General features: G+C 30.3%; 22 protein-coding genes and 1 other annotated feature. Of the genes, 17 read left to right on the top strand and 5 right to left on the bottom strand.

Annotated features, from left to right (window positions below; all coding sequences use genetic code 11):
- Window positions 1-270: 270 nt before the first annotated feature.
- The 6 genes from RBU61_RS12675 to RBU61_RS12650 all read left to right on the top strand — a co-directional run bounded on the left by RBU61_RS12675 (window position 271) and on the right by RBU61_RS12650 (window position 6,131).
- The gene (locus RBU61_RS12675; RefSeq protein WP_308875808.1) at window positions 271-834 is read left to right on the top strand and encodes a nitroreductase family protein; all 564 of its coding nucleotides are present in this window, start codon (window positions 271-273) and stop codon (window positions 832-834) included.
- Between the two features lie 67 nt (window positions 835-901).
- Complete coding sequence (locus RBU61_RS12670; RefSeq protein ID WP_308875807.1) at window positions 902-1,453, top strand: GNAT family N-acetyltransferase; 552 nt, start codon at window positions 902-904, stop codon at window positions 1,451-1,453.
- A gap of 85 nt (window positions 1,454-1,538) precedes the next feature.
- The gene (locus RBU61_RS12665; RefSeq protein ID WP_308875806.1) at window positions 1,539-1,676 is read left to right on the top strand and encodes a hypothetical protein; all 138 of its coding nucleotides are present in this window, start codon (window positions 1,539-1,541) and stop codon (window positions 1,674-1,676) included.
- Window positions 1,677-1,773: 97 nt separating this feature from the next.
- On the top strand, window positions 1,774-2,997 hold the full coding sequence (locus tag RBU61_RS12660; protein WP_308875805.1) for an SDR family NAD(P)-dependent oxidoreductase: 1,224 nt from the start codon (window positions 1,774-1,776) through the stop codon (window positions 2,995-2,997).
- Between the two features lies 1 nt (window position 2,998).
- A complete protein-coding gene (locus tag RBU61_RS12655; protein ID WP_308875804.1) occupies window positions 2,999-3,916 on the top strand; it encodes a hypothetical protein in 918 nt (305 codons plus the stop codon).
- A 100-nt stretch (window positions 3,917-4,016) separates the two neighbouring features.
- The gene (locus RBU61_RS12650) at window positions 4,017-6,131 is read left to right on the top strand and encodes a M1 family metallopeptidase (protein WP_308875803.1); all 2,115 of its coding nucleotides are present in this window, start codon (window positions 4,017-4,019) and stop codon (window positions 6,129-6,131) included.
- A gap of 58 nt (window positions 6,132-6,189) precedes the next feature.
- Here RBU61_RS12650 and RBU61_RS12645 read toward each other — a convergent pair whose 3' ends face one another.
- The 4 genes from RBU61_RS12645 to RBU61_RS12630 all read right to left on the bottom strand — a co-directional run bounded on the left by RBU61_RS12645 (window position 6,190) and on the right by RBU61_RS12630 (window position 9,640).
- Window positions 6,190-7,011, bottom strand: a complete 822-nt coding sequence (locus RBU61_RS12645; RefSeq protein WP_308875802.1) for a MetQ/NlpA family ABC transporter substrate-binding protein — start codon at window positions 7,009-7,011, stop codon at window positions 6,190-6,192.
- A 14-nt stretch (window positions 7,012-7,025) separates the two neighbouring features.
- A complete protein-coding gene (locus tag RBU61_RS12640; RefSeq protein WP_308875800.1) occupies window positions 7,026-7,667 on the bottom strand; it encodes a methionine ABC transporter permease in 642 nt (213 codons plus the stop codon).
- The gene (locus RBU61_RS12635; RefSeq protein WP_308875799.1) at window positions 7,667-8,671 is read right to left on the bottom strand and encodes a methionine ABC transporter ATP-binding protein; all 1,005 of its coding nucleotides are present in this window, start codon (window positions 8,669-8,671) and stop codon (window positions 7,667-7,669) included. Before RBU61_RS12635 ends, RBU61_RS12640 begins: the two co-directional genes overlap by 1 nt.
- A gap of 56 nt (window positions 8,672-8,727) precedes the next feature.
- Window positions 8,728-8,978: a binding site (T-box leader), on the bottom strand.
- A gap of 440 nt (window positions 8,979-9,418) precedes the next feature.
- Window positions 9,419-9,640, bottom strand: coding sequence for a hypothetical protein (locus RBU61_RS12630; protein WP_308875798.1), 222 nt, complete (start codon window positions 9,638-9,640; stop codon window positions 9,419-9,421).
- Between the two features lie 135 nt (window positions 9,641-9,775).
- Between RBU61_RS12630 and RBU61_RS12625 the strand changes: the two genes are divergently transcribed.
- The 9 genes from RBU61_RS12625 (at window position 9,776) to pyrE (ending at window position 16,142) form a co-directional block, all read left to right on the top strand.
- Window positions 9,776-9,982 (top strand): hypothetical protein, encoded by a 207-nt coding sequence (locus tag RBU61_RS12625; RefSeq protein WP_308875797.1) that lies wholly within the window; start codon window positions 9,776-9,778, stop codon window positions 9,980-9,982.
- Between the two features lie 18 nt (window positions 9,983-10,000).
- Window positions 10,001-10,282, top strand: coding sequence for a spore coat protein (locus tag RBU61_RS12620; RefSeq protein WP_308875796.1), 282 nt, complete (start codon window positions 10,001-10,003; stop codon window positions 10,280-10,282).
- Window positions 10,283-10,526: 244 nt separating this feature from the next.
- On the top strand, window positions 10,527-11,450 hold the full coding sequence (pyrB, locus tag RBU61_RS12615) for an aspartate carbamoyltransferase (protein ID WP_308875795.1): 924 nt from the start codon (window positions 10,527-10,529) through the stop codon (window positions 11,448-11,450).
- Window positions 11,450-11,878: an aspartate carbamoyltransferase regulatory subunit gene (locus RBU61_RS12610; RefSeq protein WP_308875794.1), complete on the top strand. Its 429-nt coding sequence runs from the start codon at window positions 11,450-11,452 to the stop codon at window positions 11,876-11,878. The genes pyrB and RBU61_RS12610 overlap by 1 nt, the downstream gene beginning before the upstream one ends.
- A 1-nt stretch (window position 11,879) precedes the next feature.
- Window positions 11,880-13,076 carry a dihydroorotase gene (locus tag RBU61_RS12605; RefSeq protein ID WP_308875793.1) on the top strand — a complete coding sequence of 399 codons (1,197 nt, stop codon included), beginning with the start codon at window positions 11,880-11,882 and terminating at the stop codon, window positions 13,074-13,076.
- A gap of 10 nt (window positions 13,077-13,086) precedes the next feature.
- A complete protein-coding gene (pyrF, locus tag RBU61_RS12600; protein ID WP_308875792.1) occupies window positions 13,087-13,944 on the top strand; it encodes an orotidine-5'-phosphate decarboxylase in 858 nt (285 codons plus the stop codon).
- Window positions 13,934-14,665, top strand: a complete 732-nt coding sequence (locus RBU61_RS12595) for a dihydroorotate dehydrogenase electron transfer subunit (RefSeq protein WP_308875791.1) — start codon at window positions 13,934-13,936, stop codon at window positions 14,663-14,665. Before pyrF ends, RBU61_RS12595 begins: the two co-directional genes overlap by 11 nt.
- The gene (locus RBU61_RS12590) at window positions 14,658-15,554 is read left to right on the top strand and encodes a dihydroorotate dehydrogenase (RefSeq protein WP_308875790.1); all 897 of its coding nucleotides are present in this window, start codon (window positions 14,658-14,660) and stop codon (window positions 15,552-15,554) included. Before RBU61_RS12595 ends, RBU61_RS12590 begins: the two co-directional genes overlap by 8 nt.
- 33 nt (window positions 15,555-15,587) lie before the next feature.
- Window positions 15,588-16,142 (top strand): orotate phosphoribosyltransferase, encoded by a 555-nt coding sequence (pyrE, locus tag RBU61_RS12585; protein WP_308875789.1) that lies wholly within the window; start codon window positions 15,588-15,590, stop codon window positions 16,140-16,142.
- A gap of 60 nt (window positions 16,143-16,202) precedes the next feature.
- Here the strand turns inward: pyrE and RBU61_RS12580 are convergent, their stop codons facing one another.
- Window positions 16,203-16,472, bottom strand: coding sequence for a hypothetical protein (locus RBU61_RS12580; protein ID WP_308875788.1), 270 nt, complete (start codon window positions 16,470-16,472; stop codon window positions 16,203-16,205).
- 221 nt (window positions 16,473-16,693) lie between these two features.
- Here RBU61_RS12580 and RBU61_RS12575 point away from each other — a divergent pair, with 221 nt between their 5' ends.
- Complete coding sequence (locus tag RBU61_RS12575) at window positions 16,694-18,340, top strand: ABC transporter ATP-binding protein (protein WP_308875787.1); 1,647 nt, start codon at window positions 16,694-16,696, stop codon at window positions 18,338-18,340.
- Window positions 18,337-19,950, top strand: coding sequence for an ABC transporter ATP-binding protein (locus RBU61_RS12570; RefSeq protein ID WP_308875786.1), 1,614 nt, complete (start codon window positions 18,337-18,339; stop codon window positions 19,948-19,950). The genes RBU61_RS12575 and RBU61_RS12570 overlap by 4 nt, the downstream gene beginning before the upstream one ends.
- Window positions 19,951-19,964 lie beyond the last annotated feature (14 nt).

Below are 19,964 nucleotides of genomic sequence, written 5' to 3'. Positions count from 1 at the left end.
ATTTAACGAACTTTATAGAATAAATAGTTATGTATAAGTTTTATTATAAGATTAAGAAATCTTAAATAGTACATGTAGTGGTATTAAGTAAAACCAATTAGTTTGTTATTTTAAATAAGGCTTATTATGGAAGGATAAGAAGATGGAAACATTTTTATAATAATATATTTACTTCAAGGATTAGTTATGTTTCTATATTTATAGGTTAATGAGTGTTAGGTAAAATTGTTTATAAAAAATCCGATGCTTTGAGGTGAAAGGGGTTTTAGAGTGGAAGTAATCGAAACGATTTATAGGAGAAGAAGTATAAGACATTATTTAGATAAGAAGGTTGAAAAAGATAAGATTATAACCTTGTTGAAAGCTGCTACAGCAGCACCCACAACGGCAAACTGTCAGCCATGGGAGTTTATAGTTATTGATGAGGATGAAAAACTTTCTCAATTAAGAGATAAATTGATTTTTGCTAGATATAATGCACCTGTTGCTATTGTTGTATGTGGAAATATGAAATTAGCCTTTAAAGGTCCATCCCAAGAAATGTGGGTGCAGGATTGTAGCGCTGCAATAGAAAATATTTTAATCGCAGCCACAAGCATTGGGCTTGGTTCAGTTTGGATAGGAATATATCCTTTGGAAAGCAATATAAGACCATTAAAAAAAATACTGAATATACCTGAATATGTTACTCCTTTAGGTATTGTATATGTTGGATATCCTGCAGAAGAAAAAGAGGCAAGAACACGATTTAATGAGAAAAGAGTATATTGGCAGGAATATGAACCTAATCGCAAGCATAGAACAAAGGATAAGTCAGTTATAGGACATTACTAGAGTACTATCCCTCTTATAAATAATATATTTGAATAAGAAAAAAACTAAAACAAAGAGAGGTTAAATAATGCAAAAAAATTTACATTCATATGAATTAAATAATAAAGACCATATAGAGTTCCGATTATTTTCAAATGATGATTCAGTTGAAGAATTAACACAGCTTCTAAATAAGTCTTATAAGATTTTAGCTGATATGGGGCTTAATTATGTGGCAGCTACGCAGGATTGCAGAATAACATTAGATAGAATAAAAAAGGCCCATAAATGTTATGTAGGAATATATAGAAATAAAATAGTTTCAACAATATCTCTATATGGGGCAGACATTTCGGGCGGAAGTGGCTGGTATGGTAAGGACTTCGTAGCCAAGATTGGACAGTTTGCCGTCGAACCTGAATTACAAAAATATGGAATTGGTAGCAAGATGATGGATATTGTAGAAGATGAGGCTAGAAGGATGAAAAATATAAGAGAACTTGCACTAGACACAGCTGAAACTGCATATCATTTAATTGATTATTATAAAAAAAGAGGTTATAAATATATAGAAACTATTAAATGGGATGTAACAAATTATAAGAGTGTGGTATTAAGCAAGGGATTATATTCTGATTAATTTATACAACTATGAATAAAGAATCTAGATTACTGAAAAAGCCATATTTAATTATTATTTTAATGATTCAAATGATGATGATATATTGGACAAACTAGAGAAATTTCAAAATTTAGATGGTGGTTTCGATAGAGGTATAGAGCCTGATTTTAAATTAGGAGAATCTTCACCAGATAGAAGATATAAAAAAGTAATGGATGTAGATGTAATAAAGAAAAAGTAGGACTTTATATACTGTAGGATTCGAAGGTGTTGTAAATTCTTAGATGTAAATATTTTTTAATTTTAGGACTAACTTTTCTGGTATGGAGGGATAAGTTTTGTCAAATAATACTCTAGTTATAAGCAAAGGCTCACTTCAGAAAGGACAATTAAAAGGAAAGGTTGCACTTATTACTGGTGCAGGCGGTGGAATAGGATTTGAGGCTGCTCGTTCTTTAATTTGGCTTGGTGTGAAGGTTGTTATTGGTGATATAGATAAAAGCAAAGGTAGATTGGCAGAGAAAAAACTAAAATCGGAGTTTGGATCAGATTGTTGTCTCTTTATTCATACGGATATAGGTTGTGAAAGAAAAGTAAAAAAACTATCACAAAAAATACATAAAAAGTTTGGAAAGTTAAATATACTTATAAATAATGCAACAGTTGCTCCCATAGGTCCAGTGCATAAGGTTGGGATTGAAAAATGGGATTTAAGTTATAGAACAAATCTAAGGGGGCCAGTACTTCTTATTGAATATTTTCTTCCTCAAATGCTAGAAAGAAAGTCAGGAGTTATAGCTTTCATTCCTTCTTCAGGTGCTGCCCCTTATATGGGCGCATATGAGGTATTTAAAACATCACAAGTAGAGTTATCAAATACCTTAGCTGGAGAGCTAGATGGTACAGGAATTATTACATATTCCATAGGGCCTGGTATGGTTAAAACAGATACGGCACATAAAGCTATAACTGAAATAGCCCCATTGTATGGTAAAACTGTAGATGAGTTCTATAAAATGAATGAATATGTATTGCTAAGTGTTGAAGAAGCTGGATCAGGTTTTGCTGCATCTGTAGCAAATGCTGACATTTATAATGGATTAGAGATAAGCTCAATTCAAGCTCTTATGGATATTGGAGTGTCAATTAATGAGCCGAAAGAAAATAATAGAATTATACTTTCTAATGGTGATAAAGGTAAAGTATTAGAAATGATGATCGAGATTTTACAGACTTTTTTAGAACAGGTTGATGGCTGGAAGAATAGACCTGTATTTGAGCGTCAATGGATACTTAGAGATTTTAAAAAGTATACAGGTGCAGCTCCAGAATATTTTGCTGATAAATTAAGTGAATTCAAAAAAGGGATTACTAACAATGATTTAACTAAAGAAGATTTTGAAGAACTACCAGTTGAAAAGCTAAGAACGTATTATGAACATCAAATAGACTTGTTGAAAGGATATGAAAAGAATCCAGATAAAGTGAAAGAATACTATGACATTATATCAAGTTGGATTAATACAATTGAGAAGTTTGATGAATTTAGGAGGAAGATATAGTATGCAAAGATTATCTAAAGAAGCCTTTGACGAAATAAATTCTTATATGAATAAAGAAGCTAGAGGGTTGGAAAAAGCCATATTTAATTATTATTTTAATGATTCAAATGATGATGATATATTGGATATGCTAGAGAAGTTTCAAAATCTAGATGGTGGTTTCGGTAGAGGTATAGAGCCTGATTTTAAATTAGTAGAATCTTCACCTATGGCAACATCTATTGGATTAAGGTATTTGAATTTACTAAGCAATAATAATAGAGCAAAAAGAATGATAGCCAAAGCAACTGAATATCTAGAATCAACATTTGATAAAGAGAGAAATGGTTGGTACAGCGTTCCTAATATAGTTAATGATTATCCCCACGCACCCCATTGGGAGTATAGAGATGATATAGGTATGACAGTTATTGATTATTCATGGGGGAATCCTTCAGCTGAATTAATAGGATATCTTTATAAATATAGACAGTATGTCACTAAATTAGATATATTTTCACTTGTAAACTATGCTATAGAGAAATTAAACCAACGTACAGAATTTAGCTCTGAACATGAAATATTTTGTTATATAAAAATGTATAATACTATAGATAAAGAATTTGCTATTCAAATAGAAGATACTTTAAAACTTGCGATTTCTCAATTAATTAATGTTAATGAAGCTGAATGGACAGACTATGTTCCAATGCCATTAAAATTTATAGAATTTGATTCTGAGAATTTTTTTGAAATTAATAGTAAATTTATAGATAAGAATTTAGATTATTTAATAGCTCAACTTGAAGAAAACAAGAAAATACTTCCTACATGGGAATGGGAGAATTATTTAGATGAATGGGAGATTGCTAGGGGTGAATGGATGGGAGAATTAACTCTTTTGGCTTTATTATCATTAAAGAAATTTAACAGACTGTAGATAAGGTTTAATTCATTTTAAGTATACTATATATTCTGGAAATTATAGGCACTCTATGATAATATAATGGTAAATATATAAAAAATCAGGGGGGTACATAATGAACAAAAAAAGATTTTTATCAATTGCATTGATTTTAGTAATCTTACTAAGTAGTTTTCAATTGGGATTTGCAGTAGATCTAGATAATCTGACTGAGTACGAGATGAACATTACTTTAAATACTAAGATTCATACTGTAGAAGGAGAACAGAAGGTTATTTTTACTAATACTTATAATACAGACTTGAATAATTTAGTTTTTCATCTTTATCCTAATTCCTATGAATCATACGAGACATTACCAGCTATAGGCGGTATGTATTTAATGGAAGGAGAGGAAATTCCTAAATTAACAGAGGAACAAAAAGGTTATATTAAGGTAGAAAATGTCCATATTAATGATAAAAAAGTTAAGTATACAGATGATAATCAAATACTAAAAATAAATATGGATAAACCACTAAAAAAAGGTGAAAAGGCAGAGATAAAAATTGAATTCACTATAAAAATTCCCGAAGGATATCATCGTTTTCATCATCTAGAAGGAATTTACTCCTTAACAAATTGGTATCCAATACTATCCATTTATAATGAGAAAGATAGAAAATGGGATGAGAATCCCTTTAATCCTATAGGAGAGTCTAATTATAGCCATGTTTCAAACTATAATGTTGAGATCACCGTACCTAAGAATATGGTAATAGCTCCAACTGGAACCATAATAGAGGAGAAAGAAAATGGTGCAAATAAGACTGTATCTATAAGAGCTGAAAAGGTTAGAGATTTTGTTGTTTTTATGAGTGATAAATATAAAGTAAAAACTAAAAAAGTAGATGATATTAAAATTAGTAATTATTATATTGTAGAAGAAGGTAAAAAAGATAGTAAAACTGCAGATATGGTATTAGATGAAGTGGCTAAGACCGTAAGATTTATGAACAAAACCATAGGGAAATATCCTTATGATGAGTTGAAGATAGCAGAAACATATTTAGGTGGAGGGGCTATGGAATACCCTCAGGCAATACAAATGGGAAGATATTGGGATATGGAAGATATTAATATAGAAGAGAGTGCTCCATTCCTAATAGAAGCTGCTGTTCATGAAACTATTCATCAATGGTGGTATGTAACAGTGGGAAACAATGAATTTAAGGAGCCTTTTTTAGATGAGTCCTTAACCGTATTTACTACTGCATACTACTTTGAAAAAGAATATGGAAAAAATCATGAAAACGGAATCGATTTTGCCATAAGAAATTCAATTTATCCATCAAATATAATACCGCTAAATAGCAAGGTAGATGAGTTTAAGAATTGGGGAGACTATGGAGAGGCTATATATACAAGGGGACCTGCCTTCTTTGAAGCTCTAAAACAAAACGTAGGGGAAGAGAAATTTATAGAAATATTAAAGACTTATTTTGAAAAGTATAAATTCAAAAATGCAACAATAGAAGGATTATTAGATATAATAGATAAGGTAGCAGGAAAAGATATAAAGAATTCTATGGAGGAGGCAGTAACACAGCCTAATTATTTTCCAAATGATATTGAATTAACTCAAGAAGAGCAAGAAGCGTACTATAGAAATCACCAAAAACGATATTTAAGAGAATCAGAAAAGAGAAATGGATTGATAATAGGCAGTATAGCTTTGAGGGCTTTAGATGGAGAAAATGTAATAATAGTAAAGCCAGAATACTTAAGCGAAAGAGACTTAATGAATTTTGAGGGATTTACCCAAATGTTATTAAGTGATAGAATGAGTGGATATGATTCAAAGATGAAGATTAAAGAAGAAAAGGATTTAACCAAAGAGGATAAACAGAGTAATTTAATATTAATTGGATATCCGATTAAGCATAGTGTAATTAAAGAAATGAACCCAGAACTCCCTATTAAACTAGATGAAGAAACGATTAATATAAATGAAATATCCATTAGAAATGAAAATGTTACGGGAAGCTTTATAGCAGAAAACCCAAATAATAAAGATAAATTGATATTAGTAATATTCTTGTATGAGGACATTGATTTTGAAAAGAATTTAAGCAACGATGAAGCTATTATATACGAAAGTTCATTATACAGATATGATCCAATGTATAGCAATGATAAGCAGTTCATAATAAATACCAAAGACATGGAGATTCAAGGGAAATACAAATAGAACGAATAAATTATATTGTATAAAGTTATAGGAGAGGTAAGCCTAGGCTTACCTCTCTTTAAAATGCTGGAACTACGGCTCCATCATAATTATCTTCTATATATTTTTTAACCTTATCTGATTGTAATGCTTTAAGTAGTTTAATAAATCTGTCTTGAGATTCTTCGCCAGATCTTACAGCTATAAGATTAGCATAAGGTGATTCTCCACCCTCTATTAAAATACCATCCTTTACAGGATTAAGTCCACCTTCAAGAGCATAGTTTCCATTTATTATTGCACCATCAACACTGTCTAAAGAGCTTGGAAGAAATGCTGCTTCAAGGGCTTGGAACTTAAGATTTTTAGGGTTATGGATTATATCTGTTTTTTCGTTAGCTTCATAGCCAACACCATCTTTTAATTCTATTATTCCATTGGCTTCAAGTAGAAGTAAAGCTCTTCCACCATTTACTGTATCATTTGGAATAGCTATTGTAGCGCCATTGGGAATTTCATCTATAGATTTATATTTTGCTGAATAGAATGCCATTGGTTCTACATGAATTTTGCCTAATACAGTTAAATCCAGCTTTTCTTTTGTTTTAAAATCATTGAAATAGGGTTCATGTTGGAAAAAATTAGCATCTAAATCACCATCACTAAGAGATAGATTTGGTGTTATATAGTCTGTAAACTCAACTATTTCAACCTCAATGCCTTCTTTTTTTAGATCATCTACAACTAGTGAAACTAATTTTGCATGCGGGTCTGGAGATACTCCAATTTTAATTTTTTCTACTTCAGCTATTTCAGCTACTTCAGCAGGTTCTTTGCTGCAACCAACTAATATAGACAATGATAATACTACTAATAATACAATTGACAATAATTTTTTCAATTTAATTCCCCCATTTATTTTTTATTTATTTTTAATGTAATATAATTACCTAAAATTTGTATTCCTTGGACTAAAATTATAATTACTATAAGAGCTATAAACATCACATCTTTTTGCCATTTATATAATCCAAAGCGAACAGCTAAATCACCTAATCCACCACCTCCTATGGCACCTGCCATTGCAGAATATCCAATTATATTTATTATAGTCAAGGTTATCCCTGATACTATTGAAGGTAAGGACTCTGGTATAAGAACCTTTAAAATAATTTGTGGAACTGTAGCCCCCATAGCAAGGCTGGATTCAATTATACCTTTATCAATTTCCTTTAAGCTTCCTTCCATAATTCTAGCCACAAAAGGAGTTGCAGATATGGATAGGGGAACTATGGTTGCTGTTGTACCTATTTTTGTACCAACTATAAGTTTTGCCAACGGAAAGGCTAAAATCATTAAAATAATAAAAGGTATAGACCTCATTACATTTATAATACTATTTAAAACTTTGTTGAAATTAGGTTTTTCCCAGATACTATTTTTTTCAGTAATTACTAATAAAATTCCCAAAGGAAAACCTAATAATAATGAAAATACTGTTGAGAAAAATACCATATATAGAGTTTCAAATAAAGAAGGTATAACTAATTCTGCCATTATATCACCTCCACATGGACATCTTCATTTTTTAAAAATGAAAACACTTTGCTTATTTCTTCATCTTCTCCAATTAATTCTAAGATTAGATGACCTACACTAGTTGACTGCAATTTATTAATATTTCCTGATAAGATATTTACATCAATATTAAAGTTTTTTATGACTTTAGATATAATAGGTTTCTTTGAGCTATCTCCCAGGAAACTTAATCTAATGAGTTTTCCTCTAAATTCATTTGGATTAATAATCTCATCTTCTATATTTCCTTGTAGAGAACTTATGAAAGTCTTTGCAATTTTTGTTTTAGGCTCTTTGAATAGATCTTCTACAGTATTTTCTTCTATAACTTGACCATTTTCCATAATAGCAACTCTATCACAAACTTCTTTTACCACTTCCATTTGGTGGGTTATCATAACTATTGTTATATCTAACTCATCTCTAATTTTCTTTAATAAATTTAATATAGAGTGTGTAGTTTTTGGATCTAATGCAGATGTACCTTCATCACTAAGAAGTATTTTAGGATTATTGACAATGGCCCTTGCTATGGCAACCCGTTGCTTTTGACCACCACTTAACTCACTAGGATAACTATGTTTTTTGTCCTTTAAATCTACATAATCTAAAAGTTCATTTACTCTATCATCAATTTTTGTTTTTTCCATTTTTTCCAACTGTAGAGGAAAAGCAATATTTTCATAAACAGTTTTCTGATATAATAGATTAAAATGTTGAAAAATCATACCTATTTCTTTTCTTTCTTTTCTCAAATCATCCTTACTAAGCTGCATCAAATCTACGCCGTCAATGAATATATTTCCTTCTGTTGGATCTTCAAGCCTATTTAAGCATCTAATTAATGTGGATTTTCCTGCACCACTTAGACCAATTATTCCAAAGATTTCTCCCTTATTGATTTTTAAAGAAACATTTTTAACAGCATCAATTTGACTTTTACCATTACTGAAATTTTTACTAATATTAAATATTTCAATCAAGAACATAACCCCCTTACAAGAACAATAAAAAAAGCCTTCATCTCTTTGCAAAAAAGCAAAGGGACGAAAGCTTCGTGTTACCACCCTAAGTTTATACTGATCTCACGATACAGTACCTCATCAAGTACGTCACTATAAAAGTGATTATACCCTAGCACTATAACGTGTGCATACGTGAAAGTCTAAAGTGAACTTCGACGATCAAACTCCAAGACCATATTCAGCTTACTATCCTCTGCTTCTTCTCACCAATGGAAGCTCTCTGTATGAGTATTCATAAACTTACTCTTCTCTTCAAAGTCATTCTTAATATTAATTTAAAATTTTAACAGCATATTTTGGATTTGTCAACAACAATTTTTATATTTTTTTAATTCCATACATTTTATATTACTATTCACGACTACACTGAAAAATAATAAAAATCCTAAAGGAACATTTGAAGGGCACGATTTAATTCTTAGTGAATGTAGGCTGAAAATCCGTTAAGCGACTTGCACTGTTTGAGTGTAGCGAGTTTGCAAGTTGTAGGATTTTTAGCTGAAATGATTATGACCTAACCCAGTGAATGAACGTAGTGAATGAGCTGTAGGTAGGTCAAACGCAACGAATGCCAATTTTATCGACCGTAGGGAGAATAGAATTGTGCAATGAGACTGCGTGGAATTATTCGTGACCGAAACAGTGAGTGTGGATTTTTATTATTTTTCTTATTTACTGTGAATGGGAACATTTTATGACTATTATCTATCTTCTCTCCAATTTATTATACCATTCCAGTCCACCTAATTCTTCAGCAGTAACAATATCGGAAAATTGAGATGAGAATAGATTATTATAAAATCCTATATAAGCATCTGGTCTTCTTATATTTACATCGTCATGGCTCATATAATCGGTGTTCTCTAAATTCTCATTTTCAAAATAGTTATAGAACTGTGAAGAATCGTTTATATCGGGAATTCTCATAAATTTTACACCTCCTAATTTAGTTTTTCCTTTTCAGTCCTATATATTTAGGAATCTTTTGGTAGAATAAAAAATCGTTTTTAACAAACAATATTAAAGGAATTTAAAATAAATAATTTTGAAAGGAGTGTAATTATGGCACTTAAAAATACATTAAATTTAAATAATTTAACTTATCAAGAACTTAATTCATTGAAGGAAATAGCAGGTGAACATTTAACAATGAGTAGTAAATTTGGCGATTATGCTAATCAAGTTCAAGACCCACAATTAAAGCAAATGTTACAGCAGGCAAGTACTGATGCCAAAACTACTGCTACAAATTTAATTAATTCTTTATAAGAGGAGGCGGAAAAAATTATGCAAGAAAGAGATATAGTTAACGATATTTTAGGCGGAACTAAGGCAAGTATAAATTGTTATACAACAGCTATACAGGAATGTTCAAATCAACAATTAAGATCAACTTTACAAACATTAAGAAACGAAGCAGAACAAATGCAATATCAATTATATCAAATAGCAGAACAAAAAGGATATTATACTCCAGCACCAACAGCTAAGTCAAATGATATAAATCAATTAAAGACTACTTTAACATCTGCAGTAAATAGTACGTCATCAGGAAATCAAATGCAATAATTAATAAGAACTCCGTTTTGGAGTTCTTATTATTGATATTATAAATAGATAATTAAACCATTGACTTTTGATATGTTTTGTGTTATTTTTATTAGTAATAAATAAATACCTTTAATCTAATCCTGTGAGATTAGGAAGGACAGCGTAGATAAATAGTACATGATATTCTTGTGCCTTCCTTTATGGAGGGCATTTTTTGACGCTAATCCTTTAAAGGTCTAATAGACTATAAGGAGGCATTAAAATGTTAAAAGGAAGAAATTTAATTGACCCACAAGACTTTACAGTGAAAGAAATAGAAGAAATATTTGTATTAGCAGAGGAAATCATCACTAGACCAGAAGAATTTATACATTTATGTGATGGAAAGGTATTGGGAACTTTATTCTTTGAGCCTAGTACAAGAACTAGATTAAGCTTTGAAGCTGCAATGTTAAGATTAGGTGGAAAAGTAATAGGTTTTTCAGAACCAAATTCCAGCTCAGTATCTAAGGGAGAAAATCTAGCAGATACCATAAGAACAGTTGCAGCCTATGCAGACGTTATAGCCATGCGTCATCCAAAAGAAGGGGCACCTAAATACGCCTCATACTATTCAGATGTTCCTTTAATCAATGCAGGAGATGGAGGACATCAACACCCAACTCAAACACTTACAGACCTTTTGACTATTAAGGTTGCAAAAGGTAACTTTTCAAATTTAACCATAGGATTATGTGGAGACTTAAAATTCGGTCGTACAGTCCATTCTTTAATAAAGGCAATATCCAGATATGAAAATATAAAATTTATATTAATATCCCCAAATGAATTACAAACACCTGAATATATTAAAACTGAAATCCTTCATAAGAAATCTTTAGATTATATAGAAGTAGAAAGACTTGAGGAAGTTATAGATAAACTAGATATTCTCTATATGACTAGAGTGCAAAAAGAACGTTTTTTTAATGAAGCTGACTATATAAGACTAAAGGATAGCTATATATTAGATAATGCAAAGCTGAAAACTGCGAAAAAGGATTTAACAATTCTTCATCCACTTCCAAGGGTAAATGAAATAAGTATGGAAGTAGATAATGATTCTAGAGCTTGGTATTTTAGACAGGCTAAATATGGGATGTTTGTTAGAATGGCTTTAATTGCTAAATTATTGGGGGTGAAATAATGTTAAGTATAAATAGTATCTCAAAGGGGATTGTAATAGACCATATTAAACCAGGATATGGAATTATAATATTTAAACATCTAGGATTAGATAAGGCAGATTTTACAGTGGCTTTAATAATGAATGCTGTAAGTGATAAACAAGGTCGTAAAGATATTATAAAAATTGAAAATGAAATAGATATAGATTTAGCCATGTTAGGATTTATTGATCCAAATATAACTGTAAATATAATAGAAAATGAAATTATAAGGGAGAAAATAAGTTTATCATTACCAAATAAGGTAGAAGGAATTATAGAATGTAAAAATCCAAGATGTATAACTTCAGTAGAAAGAGGAATAACCCACAAATTTGTATTACTTGATGAAAAAGAAGGAAGATATAAATGTGAATATTGTGACCAAATATATTCTTGGGAGGGATAAAATGGAACTTTTAATAAAATCTGTTAGGATAGTAGATGAATCTAAGGATTTCTTAGGAGATTTATATATTAAAGATGGAATAATAGAAGATTTTAATGAAAAATTAGACTATGACTGTGAAGTAATAGATGGGGAAGGTTTGGTTCTTATGCCCTCCTTTATCGATCTACATGTTCACTTTAGAGAACCAGGCTTTACTCATAAGGAGAATTTGTTTACTGGGGGACTGGCAGCATTAAAAGGTGGGTATACTGTAGTCAATTTAATGGGAAATACAAATCCTATCTGTAGTTCTATGGATATAGTTGAGTATGTTTTAAACAAGGCTAAGGAAATTGACTTAGTAAATGTTCATCAAACTGTTTCTATTACAAAAAACTTCGACGGGGAAACTTTAGAACATTTAGATACATTAGATGAAAGAGTGAAGTTTATATCAGATGATGGTAAGGGCATAAAATCCAATATAGTAATGTATAATGCCATGATGAAGGCAAGGGAAAAAGGATTAATAATAATTACCCATGCAGAAGATGAGGATTTAACAGAGGTAGACTATAGAATATCTGAAAATATCATTACCATCAGGGATATATATCTATCTAAGGTAACAGGTGCCAAACTGCATTTAGCCCATGTGAGCACCATAGAAGCCATAGAGGAAATTAGAAGAGCTAAAAAAGAGGGAGTAAATGTGACCTGTGAAGTGACACCACATCATATTGCACTTTATGATAATGATTATAGGGTAAATCCACCTATTAGGACAGAGAAAGATAGAGATGCAATTATTGAAGGAATAATAGATGGAACAGTAGATACAATAGCAACAGACCATGCGCCTCATACTAAGGAGGATAAAGAAAAAGGAGCGCCGGGCTTATCTGGGATAGAAACCTCTTTTTCAGTTTCATATACTAACTTAGTGAAATCGGGAAAAATAGATTTAATGAAATTATCACAGTTAATGTCAGCCAATGCTGGAAGGATAATGAAGGTTCAAAAAGGTAAAATAGAAAAAGGATATTTTGCAGATTTAGTCCTTGTAGATTTAAATAAAGAAATCATAGTAAATAGCAATACATTCTTATCTAAGGGGAAAAATACTCCCTTTAATGGAATGAAGTTTTATGGTGAAGTAATCATGACTTTAAAAGATGGAGAAATAAAGTATGTAAATAAAGAGTATAAAAACTAGGAGTGAAGATATGATAATAGATAAACTTTATGAAGAAGTACAAGCTAAAGGAAATGTTTGTATTGGACTAGATACACATCTAGATTATATTCCTGAGGATATAAAACTGAAATATATAGATATAGATGAAATAATCTTTAGATTTAATAAAAAGATTATAGATTGTACAGAAGATATTACAGCAATTTATAAACTTCAAATAGCATATTACGAAGCCTATGGAATAAAGGGATTAATAGCCTATAAAAAAACTTTAGAATATTTAAGAAGTCTAAAGTCTTTAACTATAGGAGATATAAAACGTGGAGACATTCAATCTACAGCAGATATGTATGCAAAGGGACATTTTGAAGGAGATTTTGAAGTGGATTTTATCACCCTTAATCCATATATGGGATTTGATAGTATTACACCTTATTTTAAGTATTTAGATAAAGGGAATAAAGGTATATTTGTACTTCTTAGAACCTCTAACCCAGGGGCTAAGGATATTGAATATTTAGATGTAAATGGAGAAAAACTTTATTATCATATTGGAAATAAATTAGAAGAACTAGGCACTAAATATATGGGGGAATCTGGATATAGTTTAATAGGTGGAGTAGTAGGGGGCACTCATACAGACGAGGCAATAGAAATAAGAGAAAGATATAAGAATATGTATTTTCTAATTCCAGGATATGGTGCACAAGGAGCTAAGGGACAAGATGTAAACCTTTATTTAAATAATGGAAACGGTGGAATTGTAAACTCTTCAAGAGGAATAATAACCGCATATAAAAAACATGAAGATGGCATAGAAAACTTTGAAAAATATACAAGAGAAGCAGTGCTTTCCATGAGGGAGGATATAGGCTATGAAGAGTAGCTATCAAGATGGGATTATTGAGTCCAATATAGAAATCAGTGAAAATATATATGAACTTATTCTAGATGGAGATTTTCAAGGTTCTCCAGGACAATTCTATATGATTAGAGGTTGGGAAGCCTTAGACCCATTCTTATCAAGACCGATTTCCATTGCAGACTTAAATAATGGTAGAATTAAGTTTTTATATGAGGTAAAAGGCAGAGGAACTCATATTATATCTAAACTTAAAAAAGGTGACAAATTAAGTATACTAGGACCATTAGGCAATGGATTTGACTTAAATACAAAGGGGAAAATTGCCTTAATATCTGGCGGAATAGGTATTGCACCAATGCTATATCTGGCTAAAAGTCTTAATATAAAAGCAGATTTATATTGTGGTTTTAGAGATAAACCTTATTTTTTAGAATCAATAGGACAATATGTAAACAATATATTTATGGCAACAGACAATGGTATTATGGGGCATAAGGGCTTTATAACTGAATTATTTAATCCTATGGAATATGATTTAGTTTATACCTGTGGTCCAACTCCTATGATGAAAGTAATAATGAACATATGTAAGGGAAAGGTGCCTTTATATATTTCAATGGAAAATAGAATGGCTTGTGGAATAGGTGCTTGTCTTGGATGTACAGTGGAGACCATAAGGGGAATAGAGAGAGTATGTAAAGAAGGACCAGTATTTAAAGGGGAGGAGATAACTATTGACTAAGGTAAATATTTGCGGAATAGAATTTAAAAATCCTGTCATAGCTGCATCTGGTACCTTTGGATTTGGTAAAGAATTTGAAGAGTATTTTCCTATAGAAAAGCTAGGAGGTATTTCGACTAAGGGGCTTACATTGAATAAAAGAGATGGAAACAAAGGCATAAGAATTCACGAAACACCATCGGGGCTAATGAACAGCATAGGATTACAAAACCCTGGAGTAAAGGGATTTATCGAAGAAGAATTGCCATTTATGGAGAAAAAAGATACTGTAATACTGGCTAATTTAGGCGGCAGCACCATAGATGATTATTTAGAAGGAATAGAGCTATTAAATGAAACTTCAGTTCATATGATTGAACTAAATATTTCCTGCCCCAATGTAAAAGAAGGTGGAATGGCATTTGGTATAAAATGCAATACTGCATCAGAAGTAGTAAAAAAGGCTAAAAGTATATCAAAAAAACCAATGATAGTAAAATTATCTCCTAATGCTGAAAACATAAAAGAAATGGCTTATGCCTGTGTAGAGGCAGGAGCAGATGGACTGTCACTTGTAAATACATTTAATGCACTTGCCATAGATATTTATAAAAGAAAACCTGTATTTAACAATATAACAGCAGGGCTATCAGGACCATGTATTAAACCAATAGCTTTAAGGATGGTATATGAAGTAAGTAAGGTAGTAAATGTTCCAATAATAGGTATAGGAGGAATAATAAGTTTTGAGGATGCCATAGAGTTTATTATGGCAGGGGCTACTGCTATTCAAGTAGGTAGCGGGAACTTTATTAAACCAGATATTACTATAGACATTATTCAAGGGATTGAGATGTTTATGGAGAAAGAAGGAATTAAATCGTTGGAAGAAATCAGAGGGATCATTTAGAAATATTATCAATTGAAAACGGGAGGTTTTAAAATGATTATAGATTTACTTAAAGAATCAGATGCTTTACTTGAAGGACATTTTTTACTATCTTCAGGGAAACATAGTGATAGATATGTACAATGTGCAAAGCTATTACAATATCCAGATAAGGCGGAAAAAGCAGTATCATTTATTGTTGATAAGATTAAAGACTTGGATATTGACATAGTTGTAGGACCTGCCATGGGTGGGATTATAGTAGCTTATGAGTTAGGACGTCAGCTAGGTAAGCCTGCCATATTTACTGAAAGAGAAGGAGGAGAGATGACACTAAAGAGAGGATTTCATATAGAAAAGGGACAAAGGGTGATTATATCTGAAGATGTAGTAACTACTGGAAAATCAGCTTATGAGGCTATTAAAGTAGTAGAAGAATATGGTGGAGTAGTAGTAGGTATAGCTTGCATCGCCAATAGATCAAAGGGAGATATTAAATATCCTGTTTATGGTGGGACTGAATTAGAAATAAAAACATACAATGAAGAAGAATGTCCTCTATGTAAAGAAGGACTTACTATAGCAAAACCTGGAAGTAGAAAGATATAAGGATTCGACAATTTTAAACAATAAATTTTTAAAAAACAAACGCTAAAAGAGTTAACTCTTTTAGCGTTTGTTTTTATCTTCACTTTTATTATATAACTGAGAACCTATATCTTCTTCTTTTTCTTCGATTATATTATCCAATAAATTTGCTTTAGGTTCAAACAAAACATCATCTGGTACATTAATAAAGCTGCCTCTTGGAGGGAAAACTTCACTATTTTCATAGAATCCAGTTTTCTTCCAGTCTCCTTTATTTTCAAACATATTAGAATTTACTTCTTTAACGGGTTTTGTATAGTAAGGCTGATTAGATTTGTGTTTTTTATCCATCTGTTTCACCTCCACATATTATAGTATTAACAATATAATAATTAATATTAAGATAAAAAAGACATAAACTATAAATAAATATAATTAATTTATATATTAATATTTTTAATATATAAATTAAAAATATTAATTAATGTATTGACAAAATTAACAAAATATACTAATATCGTATTAGGAAATAAAGAGTAAGATAATTATGAATTATAAAATGGGGGGATAACATGAAAGAACTTTTAATGAAGCGAAAATCAAGATTCATGATGTACATATTGGCTTGTTTTATACCGGTATTAGATAATACTTTAATGAACCTAGCTATATCCATGGTCATAGGTAGTATTCAAATAGGAACAAAGGAAAATTTCTTGAAAGTTTTATGGGTTTCAATGGGAATCATAATATTAGGTTCTATACTGTATATAGTATCTAGATTTATGAGAATATCCTATATGAGGGATACATTACTTGATGTTAGACTTTTAGCCTTTGATAAGATATTAAACTCATCTTACAAAGAATTTAGTAAAAAGTCTAAGGATACTTACATTTCAAATTTAATTAATGATATTAATTTATTTGAAAGTAGCTTTTTCTTACAACTTATCAATGTAATATTTCGTGGTGGCGTATATGTGGTATCTCTTACTATTATAGCTTTTTTAGATTTAAAGTTTGCCGTAGGTGCATTTGGCATTTCAATATTATTATTCTTTATCAGTAAAACCTTTGAGAAAAAGACAGTATCTCTTCAAAAAGAAGTATCAGAATATAATGAACATTTTACCGTAAATATGTCCAATACATTTAATGGGTTAGAGATATTGAAATTAAATAATATAGAGAATCAATTTCTTTCAAAATCATTAAAGTCTATTATGGGTCTTGAAAGAAAGAAGTTTGCTTACAACGTTTATACAGATAGCCAAAGAAGGATTATGGAGTTCTTAGGATTTGGATTTGTAATGATATCTTTAGTATATTTATCTGCTTTAATGAGTAAGGGAATATCCTTAACTAAAATAACCTATATGTTTCAACTGTCCAATGGCTGTATATGGAATATTACTTCTATTTTACCTTTGTTTAATCAACTGAAATCATCAGCTAAAATATTTGATAAAATTACAAAGTGGGATGATGAAAAATTCATAGCAATGGATAAAGAAAAGGAATTTATATTCGAAAACCAAATTAAAGTAAAGGATTTGTATTTTCAATATGATGGAAAGGAAATACTTAAAGATACTTCTTTCACTATAGAAAAGGGAAAGAAATATTTGCTGAAAGGAGCTAGTGGTGCTGGAAAATCCACTTTAATTAAACTTTTATCCATGACATATGATGATTATGAAGGTGAAATAACAGTAGATAGTATATCTTACAAAGACATTAAAGAATCTAGCTTAAATAACAAGGTTTCTTTTATATATCAAGATGTATTTTTATTTGAAGATACTATCTACAACAATATAGCTTTATATAAGCCCTATGATGAAGAAAGAATTTTGAGAGCAGCAAATGAAGCAGGATTAGATGGACTTCTTAGAAAAAAAGAAAATGGAATAAATGAAATGTTAATGGAAAACGGAAAGAATTTATCTGGTGGAGAAAGACAAAGAATTTCTATTGCCAGAGCCATAGTTAAGGATTCAGAGATATTATTTGTAGATGAAGGAACATCAAGTTTGGATGAAGAATTAGGAAGAAAAGTAGAGGATACTATTCTTTCATTGGATTGTACAGTCATTGCCATATCCCATAGATATTATGAAGGAATAACGGAGAAATATGATTATGTTTTAGAAATTAAAAACCAGAGTATTGAAAAATATAATTCAAAAGAATATTTTATGGAGGTGGCCATATGAAAAGAACTATAAACAAGTCTATTGGATATTTAATTCTAGCATTTCTAGTATTAACCATTGGGATAGCTTTAGATGGATATTTGAGTATTGGAATGATGAAAATAATAGATTCAGCCTTGGAAGGCAACATGACATTATTTAAAAATGAGGCCATAAAAATATTTATACTTATTGGATTATCACTTCCCTTTAGTATTCTTATTTCCTATACAAGGGGAATATATATCTATAAATCTTTAATAAAAACAAAGATTACTTATGTAGAGAGACTTTTTGGTAAAAATATAAATGAATTTCAAGCTGAAAATAATGGAGTATATTTATCATCTATGACTAATGATATGAACAATATAGAGAAAAAATATTTAGAAGGCATATATGAAGTGGGAAATAGTCTTATTGGTTTTTTAATATCCTTCATTGTCATTGCTTCTGTAAGTCCAGCAGCTTTATTTATTGGAATAGGTGTATCCATAATATCTGTTATCTTATCAATGGCAGTAGGAAAGCCATTACAAAGACATGAAAAACATAGAGCAGAATTATTTGAAGGATATACATCCTATATAAAAGAAGTTCTTGGAGCCTTCCAAATCATTAAGTCTAATAACTTAAATGAAAAAATAAAAGAGGATTTTTATAATAAAAGTGAGGATATTCAATATAAAGGATATACAATAGATAAGATCCATACTTATACTTTATCTATACAGCAGTTTATAATGTATGCCTCTACTTTTGCTATTCTTCTCATATCGGCAGCTATGGCAATAAAAGGTTCCATAACTACAGGTGCAGTTATTTTAATAGTAAATAATATGAGTAGAGTAATATTTCCACTAATGAATTTAGCAGAGTGGTTTCCAAAGATATTCTCAGTGAAATCTTTATTTATAAAGCTAGACGAAAGCCTTAAAAATCACGATAACTATGAGGAAACAGTAGATCTAAATAGTTTCAATAATACCATAGAATTTCAGGATGTATCATTTAGTTATGACAATAAGGAAATTTTAGCTGATATTAATTTAAGCATTACTAAAGGTGAAAAGTATTTGGTAATAGGCCCTAGTGGTGGCGGGAAATCTACATTACTTAAACTTTTAAGGAAATACTTTAATCCTACTGAAGGTAAAATTCTAGTAGATGGGAAGAACTTAAAGGATATTAAAAAGGAAAGTTATTTCAAAAATATTTCCAATGTTGAACAACAAGTATTCTTATTTGAAGATACTCTTCGTAATAATATTACTCTATATAAGGATTATAATGATGATGAGATTAATTTTGCCATAGATAAAGCAGGTTTAAAAGATTTTCTAAAGGCTTTGCCAAATGGATTAGATACTATGATTTATGATAATGGAAAAAACATTTCAGGAGGAGAAAGGTCTAGAATAGCCATAGCAAGAGGACTTTTAACTAAATCAGATATAATATTTCTTGATGAGGCCTTTGCAAGTTTAGATAGCAGTGTAGCGAGAGAAATAGAAAATACATTGCTTAATTTAGAAGGGGTAACTGTAATAAATGTAAGTCATGTAATATTTGAAGAAACAAAGAATGAATATAATAATATCTTTGTAGTAAAGAATAAGGCTATTATATAAATAAGTTAGAGGGA

Origin of the sequence: Tissierella sp. MB52-C2 (genome assembly GCF_030931715.1) — a bacterium.
Taxonomy (GTDB): Bacteria; Bacillota; Clostridia; order Tissierellales; family Tissierellaceae; genus Tissierella.
This window is presented reverse-complemented; position numbering and strand designations above follow the sequence as displayed.

Excerpts from the sequence above, each read along its gene's own strand:
- pyrB (WP_308875795.1), top strand. The coding sequence starts at position 10,527 with ATGTTAAAAGGAAGAAATTTAATTGACCCACAAGACTTTACAGTGAAA.
- RBU61_RS12640 (WP_308875800.1), bottom strand. The coding sequence starts at position 7,667 with ATGGCAGAATTAGTTATACCTTCTTTATTTGAAACTCTATATATGGTA.
- RBU61_RS12620 (WP_308875796.1), top strand. The coding sequence starts at position 10,001 with ATGCAAGAAAGAGATATAGTTAACGATATTTTAGGCGGAACTAAGGCA.
- RBU61_RS12610 (WP_308875794.1), top strand. The coding sequence starts at position 11,450 with ATGTTAAGTATAAATAGTATCTCAAAGGGGATTGTAATAGACCATATT.
- RBU61_RS12630 (WP_308875798.1), bottom strand. The coding sequence starts at position 9,640 with ATGAGAATTCCCGATATAAACGATTCTTCACAGTTCTATAACTATTTT.
- RBU61_RS12570 (WP_308875786.1), top strand. The coding sequence starts at position 18,337 with ATGAAAAGAACTATAAACAAGTCTATTGGATATTTAATTCTAGCATTT.
- RBU61_RS12650 (WP_308875803.1), top strand. The coding sequence starts at position 4,017 with ATGAACAAAAAAAGATTTTTATCAATTGCATTGATTTTAGTAATCTTA.
- RBU61_RS12625 (WP_308875797.1), top strand. The coding sequence starts at position 9,776 with ATGGCACTTAAAAATACATTAAATTTAAATAATTTAACTTATCAAGAA.
- RBU61_RS12595 (WP_308875791.1), top strand. The coding sequence starts at position 13,934 with ATGAAGAGTAGCTATCAAGATGGGATTATTGAGTCCAATATAGAAATC.
- RBU61_RS12580 (WP_308875788.1), bottom strand. The coding sequence starts at position 16,472 with ATGGATAAAAAACACAAATCTAATCAGCCTTACTATACAAAACCCGTT.
- pyrE (WP_308875789.1), top strand. The coding sequence starts at position 15,588 with ATGATTATAGATTTACTTAAAGAATCAGATGCTTTACTTGAAGGACAT.
- RBU61_RS12605 (WP_308875793.1), top strand. The coding sequence starts at position 11,880 with ATGGAACTTTTAATAAAATCTGTTAGGATAGTAGATGAATCTAAGGAT.
- RBU61_RS12655 (WP_308875804.1), top strand. The coding sequence starts at position 2,999 with ATGCAAAGATTATCTAAAGAAGCCTTTGACGAAATAAATTCTTATATG.
- pyrF (WP_308875792.1), top strand. The coding sequence starts at position 13,087 with ATGATAATAGATAAACTTTATGAAGAAGTACAAGCTAAAGGAAATGTT.
- RBU61_RS12575 (WP_308875787.1), top strand. The coding sequence starts at position 16,694 with ATGAAAGAACTTTTAATGAAGCGAAAATCAAGATTCATGATGTACATA.
- RBU61_RS12670 (WP_308875807.1), top strand. The coding sequence starts at position 902 with ATGCAAAAAAATTTACATTCATATGAATTAAATAATAAAGACCATATA.